Genomic DNA, 13,397 nt, shown 5'->3' with positions numbered 1-13,397 from the left:
CCTGCGCCCGCCCGGCGGAGGTCATAGTCTGCCGTGGTGACAGCCATACTCATCGCCCCCGACTGTTTCGGAGACAGCCTGACCGCGGTGCAGGCGGCCCGGTGCATCGCCGAGGGCTGGCAACGATCGCGGCCGCAGGACGCGCTGACCCTGGCCCCGCAGTCCGATGGCGGCCCCGGGTTCGTCGAGGTGCTGGCCGGCTCGGCGAGGTGCGCACCGCGACGGTGTCCGGACCGCTCGACGCCGACGTCGAGGCCCGGTGGGTGTTCGACGACGCCGCGCCGGCCACCGCGTACATCGAATGCGCGCAGGCCTGCGGTCTGGCTTTGCTCGGCGGCCCGCCCACCGTGCGTACCGCGCTCGACGCGCACAGCAGGGGAGTCGGGCAGCTGATCGCCGCCGCCCACGCCGCCGGCGCCCGTCGCATCGTCGTCGGCCTCGGCGGCAGCGGCTGCACCGACGGCGGCCGGGGCATGGTCGAGGCGCTCGGCGGACTGGGCGCCGCGCGGGACCTGCTCGCCGGTGTGGAGCTCATCGCCGCCAGTGACGTCGAACATCCGCTGCTCGGGCCGAACGGGGCGGCCGCGGTGTTCGGACCGCAGAAGGGCGCCGACCCCGACACCGTCGCCGTCCTCGAAGAACGGCTGACCGACTGGGCCCGGCAACTCGACGCGGTCGCCGGACGGGTGATCGCCGACGAACCCGGCGCCGGCGCGGCCCGGCGGTCTCGGGGCGGCGCTGCTGGCCCTGGGCGCCCGGCGCGAATCCGGCGCCTCGATCATCGCCGAGCACACCGGCCTCGGTGACGACATCGCCGCCGCCGACCTGATCATCACCGGCGAGGGCCGCTTCGACGACCAGTCGCTGCACGGCAAGGTCGTCAGCGCGCTGGCCGCAGGCGCCCGGTCACACCGGATCCCGGTGCTGGTGCTGGCCGGTCAGGTCACGCTGGACCGGTCGGCGCTCGACAGCGCCGGGATCGCGGCGGCGCATTCGATCGCCGAGTACGCCGGATCGGTCCAGCGTGCGATCGACGATGCCGCCGACCAACTCACCGGACTGACCGCACACGTGGCGGGAAGCTGGGGATAGATGGGGAATACCGTGCCAACGGGGTACCGTTGACGGCAGTGGGGTCAGACCCCGTGCGGCCGTCTCGGCCCACATCGGCCCCGACCACGCATATATCCACACAGGAGATTTCATGACTGTTCAGGACGAGTCGGCAGTGCAGACAGCCCCGGCCACCGACGCCCAACACGGTGTGACCCTGACGGATGCCGCGGCAACGAAGGCCAAGGCGCTGCTCGACCAGGAGGGTCGTGACGACCTGGCGCTGCGCATCGCCGTCCAGCCCGGTGGCTGCGCCGGCCTGCGCTACAACCTGTTCTTCGACGACCGCGCCCTCGACGGCGACCTGATCGTCGACTTCAGCGGTGTCCGGCTGACGGTCGACCGCATGAGCGCCCCCTACGTGCAGGGCGCCGTCATCGACTTCGTCGACACGATCGAGAAGCAGGGCTTCACCATCGACAACCCGAACGCCACCGGCTCGTGCGCCTGCGGCGACTCGTTCAACTGAGCTAGTACTGCCCGGCGGTGCGCGGCAGGTAGGAGCACACCAGGACCTCGTCGTCGATCGAGAGGACCTGGGCCACCGCCTGCTCGTCACCCTCGCGCGGTTGCGTGCGTGACGAGCCGCTCGCCGGCACCACCCGCATCGTGAACAGCACCTGAGCCTGCGTCGGCGAGGACAGCACCATCTTGTCGATCGCGGTCACCTCGGCGGTCTCGTACTGCTTGCGGAACGCGTCGCTGGACAGATTCGCCAGCGCGAGATCCGAGCGCCGCTCCTTGACCGAGTCGAACAGCCCGCACAACGTGTGCCGGGCGACGGCTTCGTCGTCACCGTTGGTCAACGCGTCCAGATAGTTCTGGATCGCGGCCTGCGCCGTGGACTCGGTCAGCACGCCGGCCCCTGCGGTGTCGTCGCGCCCCGAGTTCACCGCCACGGCGGCGACGACGCCGACCAGCGCGACGACGGCCACTGCGGCGACCGCCGCGACGATCCACGGGCGCTTGCGCTTGGGGTACTGCACCGGCGGCGGCAGCGGTCCCGGATAGGCCGCGGCGGGGCCGCCGTCCGGATAGGGCGCCCCCATCGGCGGGTAGCCGGGCGGGGGATAGCCCTCCGGATACATCTGCGGGCCTGCTGGTCCTGCGCCGTATCGGGGCGGGTACGGACCAGTCATGGATTTACTCCCGGGGAAGTCGATCGGATCCTGCGGCATCTACAGTGACCGAGCAGGCACTTATAGGCAGGTTAGCGCAACCAGCGGCAGTCGCCGCCTCGGCGGCGAAGCCGCGGCGGGCCCGACCTGGTGCCTCGAAAGGCCGACCGGCCCGGCCGACATTAGGCTGAAACACCGAAACGACGAAGGGTGGACTGCGTGACCATTGCGGTGACGGGATCGATAGCGACCGATCATCTGATGCGCTTCCCGGGGAAGTTCTCCGAGCAGCTGCTGGCCGACCACCTGCAGAAGGTGTCGCTGAGCTTCCTCGTCGACGACCTCGTCATGCACCGGGGCGGCGTCGCGGGCAACATGGCGTTCGCGATGGGCGTGCTCGGCGGCAACCCACTGCTGGTGGGTGCTGTCGGCGAGGACTTCGACGACTACCGGCAGTGGATGACCGCGCACGGGGTGAACTGCGACAGCGTGCTGGTCTCGCAGAACGCGTACACGGCGCGGTTCGTGTGCACCACCGACGAGGACATGGCCCAGATCGCGTCGTTCTACCCGGGCGCGATGTCGGAGGCCCGCAACATCAAGCTGGCCGACGTCGTGGAGCGGGCCGGGCCGGACCTGGTGATCGTCGGGGCCAACGACCCTGAGGCGATGTTCCTGCACACCGAGGAGTGCCGGAACCTCGGCCTGGCGTTCGCCGCCGACCCGAGCCAGCAGCTCGCGCGGCTGTCCGGCGAGCAGATCCGCCAGCTGATCGACGGCGCGACCTACCTGTTCACCAACGACTACGAGTGGGACCTGCTGCTGCAGAAGTCCGGCTGGTCCGAGGCCGAGGTGATGGGCCAGATCCAGCTGCGCGTCACCACCCTCGGTGAGAAGGGCGTCGACCTGGTCGGCCGCGACGGCACCTTCGTGCACGTCGACGTGGTGCCCGAGACGTCCAAGGAAGACCCCACCGGCATCGGCGACGCGTTCCGCGCCGGGTTCCTGACCGGCCGGGACGCCGGCCTGTCGCTGGAGCGGTCGGCGCAGCTCGCCTCGATGGTGGCCACGCTGGTCCTGGAGGCCCCGGGGCCGCAGGAGTGGACCTGGAACAAGGACTCGGCCGTGCAGCGCCTCACCGGCGCCTACGGCGCCGAAGCCGCCCAGGAGATCGCCGCGGCGATCTGATCGACTCTCAGAGCTGCACGGGGTAGGTCGGCTCGCTGATCTGCGGGGTCACCGTCTTGTCGACGAAGATCGCGTACCACAGCATGAAGATCAGCACCGTCCACAACCGGCGGCTGTGATCGGTGGTCCCGCCGCGGTGCTCGTCGAGCATGGCGCGCACCGCGGCGAGGTCGACCAGCCGGCCCGCGCCGGACGACCCCACCATCCCGTACGCCCAGTCCAGCAGCTCACCGGAGCGCAGCCAGTGCCGGATCGGCACCGGGAAACCGAGTTTCGGCCGGTTCAGGACGTGGGCGGGCACGATCGGCTCGAGCGCCCGGCGCAACGCGTACTTGGTCGTCGACCGGGTGATCTTCTGGTCGTACGGCAGCCGTGACGCCACCGCGAACACCTCGGGATCCAGGAACGGCACGCGCAACTCCAGCGAGTTGGCCATCGTCATCTTGTCGGCCTTGACCAGGATGTCGCCGCGCAGCCAGGTGAACAGGTCGATGTGCTGCATGCGCGCCACCGGATCCCACCCGCGCGACTCGGCGTACACGGGGGCGGTGACGTCGGTGTGCACCCATTCCGGCCGGAAACGCGGCAGCACGGCGCGCAGTTGCGCGTCGGAGAAGCTGCGGGCATTGCCGTAGTAGCGCTCCTCCAGCGTCAACGAGCCCCGGTGCAGCAGGCTCTTGCCGCGCATCCCCTCCGGCAGTGGCTGGGCCATCCGGCCGACCGACTTGCGCAGACCCGACGGCAGGTAGTCGAAAGGCTTCAGTGACAACGGCTCCCGGTAGATGGTGTAGCCGCCGAACAACTCGTCGGCGCCCTCCCCGGACAGCACCACCTTGACGTGCTTGCGGGCCTCTTTGGCGACGAAGTACAGCGGCACCAGCGCCGGGTCGGCGACAGGCTCGTCCAGGTACCAGACGATCTCGGGCAGCGCCTCGACGAACTCGGCCTGGCTCACCACCTTGGTGATGTGGCGGGCGCCGATGGCTTCCGCCGACGCGACCGCGACATCGACCTCGGAGAAACCCTCCCGCTCGAAGCCGGTGGTGAACGTGATCAGCCGCGGGTTGTGCCGCATCGCCAGCGCCGCGATCGCGGTCGAGTCGATACCGCCGGACAGGAACGAGCCCACCGTGACGTCGGCCCGCATGTGCTTGGCCACCGAGTCCTCCAGCGCCGCGGTGATCTCGTCGTAGCGGGCCTGCTCGGCGCCGGCAGTCGACCGGGCGGGAAAGGGCACTGCGTCGAACCGCGGCTTGAAGTACCGCGTCACCTCCGGCTGAGCGCCCGGCCGGATCCGCGCGTAGCTGCCCGACTCCAGCCGGCGGATGCCGCGGTGCAGCGTCTCGGGCTCGGGGACGTACTGCAGCACGGTGTAGTGCTGGACCGCGCGCTCGTCGATCGCGAGATCGATGCCGAGCCCGTCGGCCACGTCGAGCAGACACTTCTTCTCGCTGCCGACCGCGGTGCCGCCCGGACCGGTGGCCAGATACAGCGGCTTGATGCCGAACGGGTCCCTGGCACAGAACAGCTCCTGGGCCTCGCTGTCCCACAGCGCGAACGCGAACATGCCCCGCAGCCGGGTCAGCGCCTCCGGTCCCCAGTGGTGGTAGGCGACCACGATCGACTCGCCGTCACCGTCGGTGTGGAACACCGCGCCGAACTCGGATCGCAGTGCGTCGCGAAGCTCCAGATAGTTGTAGATCTCACCGTTGAAGACCAACGTGTAGCGGTTCGGCGCCTCCGGCGGCCCCCACTGCAGCGGCTGATGACTGTGGGCGATGTCGATGATCGACAGCCGGTTGAAACCGAGCACCACGCGGTCGTCGTTCCAGGTGCCGGGCTCGTCCGGGCCGCGGTGTCGCATCTGAGCGGTCGCCCCCGACACCGCATCGACAGTGGTCGGGGATACGTCAGAGGAAGGGCCGGTGACCAGCGCAAGCAGTCCGCACACCGCGCCAGTATGCCTAATCCACCGGTCGCTTCGCGTCACGCCAGGGGCGTGGTCTACGCTGCGTAGTATTCGATGCAGCCGTCTGACCGGCCGCCGGTCAATCGACTAAGTAGGAGGCGCCAACGTGTCCGCTCGCGGCGTGAAGTTGGTGGCATTGTCGCTGCTCTTGGGCACGACGGCGGTGCTACTCAGCGGATGCAGTTGGTCGGAGGTGCTCGGCCTCGGCTGGCCCAACGGCATCACCCCGGAAGCCCATCTGAACCGTGAACTCTGGATCGGTTCGGTCATCGCAGCACTGGTCGTCGGTGCGATCGTCTACGTCCTGCTGTTCTGGACGATGGCGTTCCATCGCAAGAAGAAGACCGACACCGAGTTGCCGCGCCAGTTCGGCTACAACATGCCGCTGGAGCTGACGCTGACGGTCATCCCGTTCATCATCATCTCGGTGCTCTTCTACTTCACGGTGGTTGTGCAGGAGCGGATGCTGCACAAGGAGGACAACCCCGAGGTCGTCATCGACGTCACGGCGTTCCAGTGGAACTGGAAGTTCGGCTACCAGAAGATCGACTTCGCCGACGGCACGCTGACCTATGACGGCGTGGACAACGAGCGTAAAGAGGCCATGACCTCGCGCCCCCAGGGTACGGACGAGCATGGCACCGAGCAGGTCGGCGCGATCTACGGCAAGAACCCCGAGGACCGCACGTACCTGAACTTCAACAAGGTCGAGACCCTGGGCACGTCCACCGAGATCCCGGTGCTCGTGGTTCCGGCGGGTAAGCGGATCGAGTTCCAGATCGCCTCGGCCGACGTGATCCACGGATTCTGGGTGCCCGAGTTCCTGTTCAAGCGGGACGTGCTGCCCAATCCCAAGGAGAACAACTCCGACAACATCTTCCAGATCAGCGAGATCAACCAGACCGGCGCCTTCGTCGGTCGGTGCACCGAGATGTGCGGCACCTACCACGCGATGATGAACTTCGAGCTGCGTGTGGTGGAGCCCAACGACTTCAAGGCGTACCTCGATCAGCGTTCCGCTGGGAAGACGAATGCCGAAGCGCTGGAAGCGATCAACCAGCCCCCGCTGGCGGTCACCACGAAGCCTTTCGACACGCGTCGCGGTGAGGGTGCGCCCGAGCTGCCCCAGGCGAGCAGGTAAGGACAGCAGATGCATATCGAAGCCAGGTTGTTCGAGTTCCTGACGGCGTTCTTCGCGCTGTGCACCGTGGTCTACGTGGTGCTGACCTACATGTTCTCGCCCGGCGGCATCGAGTGGGCGGGCAGCACCGCGCTGGCGCTGACCACCGGCCTGTCGCTGATCGTCGGCACGTTCTTCCGGTTCGTCGCCCGCCGTCTGGACACCCGGCCCGAGGACTACGAGGACGCTGAGATCGCCGACGGCGCAGGCGAGCTCGGCTTCTTCAGCCCGCACAGCTGGTGGCCGATCTTCATCGCGCTGTCCGGTTCGATCACCGCTGTCGGCCTGGCCATGTGGCTGCCGTGGCTGATCGTGGCCGGCGTCTGCTTCGTCATCGCCACCGTCTCCGGGCTGGTGTTCGAGTACTACACCGGGCCCGAGAAGCACTGATCCGGCGTCGGCGCGAAGGTCACAATCGGGCATGAGTTCGCCCGCAACACGCGTCGAGCCGTCCGATCGGATGCTGCCGTTGGGTAGTGTTGCCGAGGCGCCATGAGCCGCCACGGCGAACACAGCGCCGTAGAAGCAGGCGAAAAGGATAGACGTAGATGAGCGGGCCGAATCCTCCCGGGCAGGACTCTGGCAGCTCTGGCCTCCCCGACGAGGGGCCGGCTGACCACCAGCCCACCCCGGATGACCCCACCCGGGACATCGGCAGTTCCGACACCGGCCAGACCGACTTCTATTCGCGCGCCTACTCGGCGCCGGAATCCGAACAGTTCGTCAGCCCGCAGTACACGCCGGGCGACGCGTCGCTGTACGACTACGACAGCTATGACGCGAACGCCGACGCCGAGCTGCCTCCGCCACCGCGGTGGCCGTGGGTGGTGGGCGTCGTCGCGATCGTCGCCGCCATCGCGCTGGTGGTGTCGGTGTCGGTTCTGGTGACGCGGTCCGAGACGGACAGCCTGGCCACCCCCGCGCCGACCACCACGTCCCTGCCGCCGGTCCAGGACGAGTTCACCACGACCACGCCGCCTCCGCCGCCGCCGACCACGGAGGAACCCCCTCCGCCGCCCCCGCCGGAGACGGTCACCGTCACCGAGCCGCCACCTCCGCCGCCCCCGCCGGCACCGGCCCCCACCGAGGCGCCGCCACCTCCGCCGCCGACGACGACCGAGGAGCCCTCTCCGCCGCCCACCACGACGCGGGCCGGGCCCCGTCAGGTCACGTACTCGGTGACCGGTACCAAGGCGCCCGGCGACATCATCACCGTCACCTACATCGACGCTTCGGGACGCAGTCGCACCCAGCGCAACGTGTACATCCCGTGGTCGCTGACGGTCACCCCGATTTCCCAGTCCGAGGTCGGCTCGGTACAGGCGTCCAGCCTGTTCCTGGTCAGCCGCCTGAACTGCTCGATCACCACCAGCGACGGGACGGTGTTGTCGTCCAACACCAGCAACGCCGCACAGACCAGCTGTTAGGCCGCGTACCTGAAGATGACGAACCTCACCGACACGCGTCCCGCGCTGGACGTCACCGCCATGGACCGCACCGACCGACTGCTGCTCGGCGGCTGTGCCGCCGTGTGGCTGGCAGCCCTGGGCGCGGCCGTCGCCGCCACGGTGGCGCTGGTCGACCTGACCCGCGGCCACACCGCCGGTTCGGGGGACTCCGGCACCCCGTGGGTGCTGTACACGATCATCGGGGTATCGGCCGCGGTGATCGTGGCGGCAGTGCCGCTGCTGTTGCGGGCCCGCCGCGCCGGCACCGCACCGGAGTCCGCGCCCGTGCCGCCCCCGGTCGCGACGCCGACCGCCACGCCACCGGTCCGCGGCGTCGAACCGCCGACCGAGAAGCTGCGCGTCCAGCGTCCCAGCGAGGCCAGCGGCCCGCTGCCGCAGGCGCCGACGGCGGTCTCACCCGTCACCGACCAGATGTACCTGCGCTGTACCAGCTCGATCGCGTCCGCGATGGGCGCCGCGACCCTGCTGATCTCGGTGGCGACCTACCTGATGGCGGTCGACAGCGAGACCGCAGCCTGGGTCCTCTATGGCCTGGCCGGCGTCGTCACGGTCGGAATGTGCGCCATCCCTTGGTATTTCCTGCGCGAACTGCGCACTGACACCGACAGCTGACCCCCTCGGGGTCGTCGCCGCGGTCGACTTGTGGGGGAGGGGAGACCCCCGTCGGTTTCCTGGTTGAGTCTCGGGTGTCGCAGGTATCCGCTTTCTGCAGAGGTCTTCTCGGGCTTTGTCTGCAGAGCGTGGAGGTGTGTGACGGGTGGGGTGCCGGCCTCCGTCGGGCTCTGGTTGAGTCTCGGGTGTCCCAGGTATCTGCTTTCTGCAGAGGTCTTCTCGGGCTTTGTCTGCAGAGCGTGGAGGTGTGTGACGGGTGGGGCCGGCCGACGTCGCGAGCTTCCAACGGGCACAAAAAGATCCGCCCCAGCCGTATGGCTGGGGCGGATCTTTATCGCAGAGACTGCTCGTCAGTGGTGCCCGTTGGACTTGCCGTTGGACGAACCATTCGACGAGCCGTTGCCGGAGTTGCGCTCCTGGTGCTCGCGCAGAGCGGTCAGCGCGCGGCGCTCGGACGCGTGCTCGGCTGCGGTGATGGCCTCGTGCTCGGACAGCGGATCACCCTTGAGGAAGCTGCCGGTGCCGGGAGCGCCGGCAGAGCCCAGCTTGTTCATCCGCTTCGGCAGGGCAGCGCCCTGGTACTCCAGCGGAATCGGGTGACCGTGATCGTCGACAGGCCCCAGCGGCTGGTGCAGCTCGACGTACGCGCCGTGCGGCAGCCGCTTGATGATGCCCGTCTCGATGCCGTGCTCCAGCACCTCGCGGTCGCTGCGCTGCAACGCCACCGCCCAGCGGTAGGTCACGAAGTAGACGATCGCGGGCAACAGCACCATGCCGACGCGGCCGATCCAGGTCGTCGCGTTCAGCGAGATGTGGAACTTCAGCGCGATGATGTCGTTCATGCACGCGAAGGTCAGCACCAGGTAGAACGCGATCGCTGCCGCACCCACTGCGGTACGTGTCGGTGAGTCACGCGGACGCTGCAACAGGTTGTGGTGAGCGTCGTCGCCGCTGAGCCGCTTCTCGATGAACGGGTAGGCCGCCAGCAGCGTGAAGATCAGGCCCATCGCGACGGCCACCCACACGCCCTGCGGGATGGTCTTGCCGAACGGGTAGAACTCCCACGCCGGCCACAACCGGATCAAACCGTCGGTCCACATCATGTAGAAGTCCGGCTGGCTACCCGCAGACACTTGCGATGGTTTGTACGGGCCGATCGTCCACACCGGGTTGATCTGGAGCAGACCGCCCATCAGGCCGAGGATGCCGACCGTCACCGCGAAGAACGCGCCGGACTTCACCGCGAACACCGGCATGACGCGCACGCCGACGACATTGGTCTCGGTGCGGCCAGGGCCGGGGAACTGCGTGTGCTTCTGGAACCACACCAGCGCGAGGTGAACACCGATGAGCGCCAGGATGATTCCCGGGATCAGCAGGATGTGCAGCGCGTACAGGCGCGGGATCAGGATCTCGCCGGGGAAGTCCCCGCCGAACAGCGCCCAGTGCATCCAGGTGCCGACGACCGGAATGCCCATCGTGATACCCGACAGCGCGGCGCGGATACCCGTGCCCGAGAGCAGGTCGTCGGGCAGCGAGTAGCCGAAGAAGCCCTCGAACATGGCCAGGATCAGCAGCAGCGAGCCGATCACCCAGTTCGCCTCACGCGGACGGCGGAACGCGCCGGTGAAGAAGATGCGGGCGAGGTGAACCATGATCGACGCCGCGAACAGCAGCGCCGCCCAGTGATGGACCTGGCGCACGAACAGGCCGCCACGCACCTCGAAGCTGATGTCCAGCGTGGTCTCGTAGGCACGGGACATCGCCACACCACGCAACGGCTGGTAGACGCCGTTGTAGGTGACGTGAGCCATCGACGGGTCGAAGAACAGCGTCAGCCAGATCCCGGTGAGCAGCAGCACGATGAAGCTGTACATCGCGATCTCGCCGAGCAGGAACGACCAGTGCGTCGGGAACACCTTGTTGAGCTGCCGGCGCACCGCGGCCGACGGGTGGTACCGCGAGTCGATCGCGTTGCCCTGCTTGGCCGCGATCGTGGCTGCGTCTAGTGGGCTCATGACTTGCGCTCCCAGAATGCCGGTCCGACGGGTTCGATGAAGTCGCCGTTGGCGACCAGGTAGCCGTCCTGATCGATGGTGATCGGCAGCTGCGCCAGGGCGCGGGCGGCCGGACCGAAGATCGGCTTGGCGAAGTGCAACGCGTCGAACTGCGACTGGTGGCACGGGCACAGAATGCGGTAGGTCTGCTGCTCGTACAGCGAGGACGGGCAGCCCAGGTGCGAGCACACCTTCGTGTAAGCGAACAGCTCACCGAAGTTGAAGCTCTCCTGCCCGCGACGCTTGACCACGCGGGCCATGTCGATCGGCTTGATGCGGATCAGCATCACGGGGTTGCGCACGCCCATCGAGATCTCGAACAGGTGGTGCTCGGACTCGACAGTCGTTCCGTCGCCGTCGGATTCACGCCACGGGTACACGGTCTCCATGCCGCCCGCGTCGATGTCCTCGGGGCGCATCTTCACGAACGGCGACTCGCCGGGCTTGCCGGTGGCGCGCGCGAGGTAGATGGTCTCGCCCTGGTAGCGCGGCGTCCAACCCGAGGTCCACAGCACGGCCTTGGGGCCTTCGGCGGTCGGGACCACCGGCTTCCACGGGTTCTTGATCAGACCGCCGATGAACGCGACCGCCGTACCGACGCCGAACGCGCCGAAACCGATGCCCAGCGACAGGCCGATCATCTTGCGCCGCTTGATCGTCGAGCCGTCCAGTGCGTCGCCGAGGTTGGCTGCGATGGTCCGCCGGTGAAGCTCGGGGGACGCGCCGTCGTGGCGGTCCTGGATCGAGATCTCCTCGGGGATGAACTTCTTCTGGAACAGCACCGCGCCGACGCCGATGGCCAGCACCGACAGACCGAAGGTCAGGCCGTACAGCGGGGTGGTCAGCGAGTACAGGAACTCGCCGCCGGAGCCGTAGGGCTGGTACTCCCAGGGCCAGAACAGGAAGATCAGCAGCAGTGCCAGACCGGAGAAGCCGGCCAGCAGGAACCAGTACGCGACCGTGCGCTCGGCACGCTTCTCGGCCTTGGTGCCGGGAACCGGCCAGCGCGGCTCCTTGTGGACGATCTCGACACCGTCGAGCTTGCCGCCCAACTCGAGCAGCTCGTCCTGCGACATCTTCGCCAGTTCGGCGTCCGTGGGCTGTCCCGGTTCACCCTTGTGCCCCGGGACGTCCGTGCCCTTGATGTCGTCGTGCGCGTCACTCATGCCCGTGCTCCGATCCAGAGAGCGGCGGCGATGATGGCCACCATTCCGACGATCCACGCGACCATGCCCTCAGAGGTCGGTCCGAACCCGCCCAGACCGAGGCCACCCGGGGTGGGGGTCTCGGCGGCTTCCCGCACGTAGGCGACGATGTCGCGCTTCTCCTCGGGGGACAGCTGGCGGTCGGAGAACTTGGGCATGTTCTGCGGGCCGGTCAGCATCGCGGTGTAGATCTGTGCCTCGTTGGCGTTGCCCAGGTCGGGGGCGTACTTGCCCGACGACAGCGCGCCGCCCTTGCCGGTGAAGTTGTGGCAGGACGCGCAGTTCAGCCGGAACAGGTCGCCGCCGCGGGCGACGTCGTTGCCGATCAGGGAGTGCGACGCGATCTCGCCGTTCTCGTCGCGGGGGGCGACGGGGCCGCCGCCGTTGGCCTGGATGTAGGCACCCAGCGCGTCCGTCTGCTCCTCGTCGAACTGGCGCGGCTTCTCCGGCGCCTGTGCCTCGCCGCGCATGGCCGGCATACGTCCGGTCGAGACCTGGAAGTACACGGCTGCCTCGCCGACACCGATCAGGCTCGGGCCGCGGTCGGCGACACCCTGCAGGTTCACGCCGTGGCAGGACACACAGGAGGTGTCGTAGAGCTGCTGACCAGTGCGCAGCATCGCCGAAGCCGATTCATCGGCGACCGCGACCTGCGGGGACGGAGTCAACGTGGCCGCCAGGCCACCGGCCATCACCAATCCGCTCAACAGCAGCAGAGCTGCTGTGACACGTCGGCGCAGCCGTCGGCGCGACTTGCTGGTCATCGAACCCCTTCTCATCCGCTTGGTTCCTGTGGCTCCCGTGTCTCCGGGCGCCTTTGGTACAGATCGGGTCATCGCACGAAGTAGATGACGGCGAACAGGGCGATCCACACGATGTCGACGAAGTGCCAGTAATAGGACACGACGATCGCCGCGGTGGCCTGCGCCGGCGTGAACTTGCTCATCCGGGTGCGCAGCAACAGCAGCACGAAGGCGATCAGGCCGCCGATCACGTGCAGACCGTGGAAACCGGTCGCCAGATAGAAGACGCTGCCGTACGCGCTGCCCGCGATGGTGGTCCCGTGTTCGACCAGGTGCAGGTACTCGTAGCCCTGCCCGAGGACGAAGAACGTGCCCATCGCGAGGGTGATGGTGTACCAGCGGCGCAGCCCGAACACGTCACCGCGCTCGGCGGCGAACACGCCCATCTGACAGGTGAACGACGACGCGATCAGCACCAGCGTCACCGGTACGGCAAGGGCCAGATTCAGCTCGGTGGGTGGTGGGGGCCAGTCACCATGGGCTTGCGCGCGCGCCGTGAAATACATCGCGAACAGTCCAGCAAAGAACATCAGCTCACTGGAAAGCCACACGATGGTGCCGACACTGACCATATTCGGCCGGTTCAGCGAATGAACGCGCGACGTGATTGCCGTTCCCGAGGTCCCTACAGCGCTCGTCACGAGAGCAAGTATGACGCTTTGTAGTTGTTGAACTCCACCCGG

General features: G+C 68.0%; 12 protein-coding genes and 1 pseudogene. 7 read left to right on the top strand and 6 right to left on the bottom strand.

Features of this window, described 5'->3' with window-relative positions; genetic code table 11:
• The first annotated feature begins 33 nt into the window (after positions 1 to 33).
• Together C6A87_RS17075 and C6A87_RS17070 are read left to right on the top strand one after the other, a co-directional pair.
• Positions 34 to 1,092: pseudogene (locus tag C6A87_RS17075) on the top strand (glycerate kinase).
• Between the two features lie 112 nt (positions 1,093 to 1,204).
• Positions 1,205 to 1,582, top strand: coding sequence for an iron-sulfur cluster assembly accessory protein (locus C6A87_RS17070; RefSeq protein WP_311113376.1), 378 nt, complete (start codon positions 1,205 to 1,207; stop codon positions 1,580 to 1,582).
• Position 1,583: 1 nt separating this feature from the next.
• On the opposite strand, the gene C6A87_RS17065 is transcribed toward C6A87_RS17070, so the two are convergent.
• Positions 1,584 to 2,252 (bottom strand): hypothetical protein, encoded by a 669-nt coding sequence (locus C6A87_RS17065; protein WP_311113375.1) that lies wholly within the window; start codon positions 2,250 to 2,252, stop codon positions 1,584 to 1,586.
• 198 nt (positions 2,253 to 2,450) lie between these two features.
• On the opposite strand from C6A87_RS17065, the gene C6A87_RS17060 reads away from it, so the two are divergent.
• Positions 2,451 to 3,419 (top strand): carbohydrate kinase family protein, encoded by a 969-nt coding sequence (locus C6A87_RS17060; protein WP_311113374.1) that lies wholly within the window; start codon positions 2,451 to 2,453, stop codon positions 3,417 to 3,419.
• Positions 3,420 to 3,426: 7 nt separating this feature from the next.
• Here C6A87_RS17060 and asnB read toward each other — a convergent pair whose 3' ends face one another.
• Entirely contained in the window at positions 3,427 to 5,370 is a 1,944-nt protein-coding gene (asnB, locus tag C6A87_RS17055) for an asparagine synthase (glutamine-hydrolyzing) (protein ID WP_311113373.1), read from the bottom strand.
• Positions 5,371 to 5,494: 124 nt separating this feature from the next.
• On the opposite strand from asnB, the gene C6A87_RS17050 reads away from it, so the two are divergent.
• From C6A87_RS17050 to C6A87_RS17035, 4 genes are all read left to right on the top strand, one after another.
• Complete coding sequence (locus tag C6A87_RS17050; protein ID WP_311113372.1) at positions 5,495 to 6,529, top strand: cytochrome c oxidase subunit II; 1,035 nt, start codon at positions 5,495 to 5,497, stop codon at positions 6,527 to 6,529.
• Positions 6,530 to 6,538: 9 nt separating this feature from the next.
• Positions 6,539 to 6,958 (top strand): cytochrome c oxidase subunit 4, encoded by a 420-nt coding sequence (locus tag C6A87_RS17045; protein WP_003933082.1) that lies wholly within the window; start codon positions 6,539 to 6,541, stop codon positions 6,956 to 6,958.
• A 158-nt stretch (positions 6,959 to 7,116) separates the two neighbouring features.
• Entirely contained in the window at positions 7,117 to 7,995 is an 879-nt protein-coding gene (locus tag C6A87_RS17040) for an MmpS family transport accessory protein (protein ID WP_311113371.1), read from the top strand.
• Between the two features lie 15 nt (positions 7,996 to 8,010).
• On the top strand, positions 8,011 to 8,649 hold the full coding sequence (locus C6A87_RS17035; RefSeq protein ID WP_311113370.1) for a DUF2561 family protein: 639 nt from the start codon (positions 8,011 to 8,013) through the stop codon (positions 8,647 to 8,649).
• Positions 8,650 to 8,999: 350 nt separating this feature from the next.
• Here C6A87_RS17035 and C6A87_RS17030 read toward each other — a convergent pair whose 3' ends face one another.
• From C6A87_RS17030 to C6A87_RS17015, 4 genes are read right to left on the bottom strand one after another with little or no spacing between them, the layout of a single operon-like run.
• Positions 9,000 to 10,667, bottom strand: coding sequence for a cytochrome bc complex cytochrome b subunit (locus C6A87_RS17030; protein WP_311113369.1), 1,668 nt, complete (start codon positions 10,665 to 10,667; stop codon positions 9,000 to 9,002).
• Positions 10,664 to 11,872, bottom strand: coding sequence for a ubiquinol-cytochrome c reductase iron-sulfur subunit (locus C6A87_RS17025; protein ID WP_311113368.1), 1,209 nt, complete (start codon positions 11,870 to 11,872; stop codon positions 10,664 to 10,666). Before C6A87_RS17025 ends, C6A87_RS17030 begins: the two co-directional genes overlap by 4 nt.
• Positions 11,869 to 12,690, bottom strand: coding sequence for a cytochrome c (locus C6A87_RS17020; protein ID WP_311113367.1), 822 nt, complete (start codon positions 12,688 to 12,690; stop codon positions 11,869 to 11,871). Before C6A87_RS17020 ends, C6A87_RS17025 begins: the two co-directional genes overlap by 4 nt.
• A gap of 53 nt (positions 12,691 to 12,743) precedes the next feature.
• Positions 12,744 to 13,355, bottom strand: coding sequence for a heme-copper oxidase subunit III (locus C6A87_RS17015; protein WP_311113366.1), 612 nt, complete (start codon positions 13,353 to 13,355; stop codon positions 12,744 to 12,746).
• Between the last annotated feature and the right edge of the window lie 42 nt (positions 13,356 to 13,397).

Source organism: Mycobacterium sp. ITM-2016-00317, from assembly GCF_002968295.1.
In the GTDB taxonomy this organism is placed as follows: domain Bacteria; phylum Actinomycetota; class Actinomycetes; order Mycobacteriales; family Mycobacteriaceae; genus Mycobacterium.
Note: the sequence above shows the minus strand (reverse complement) of the source record. Positions and strands in the feature narration are given on the sequence as shown.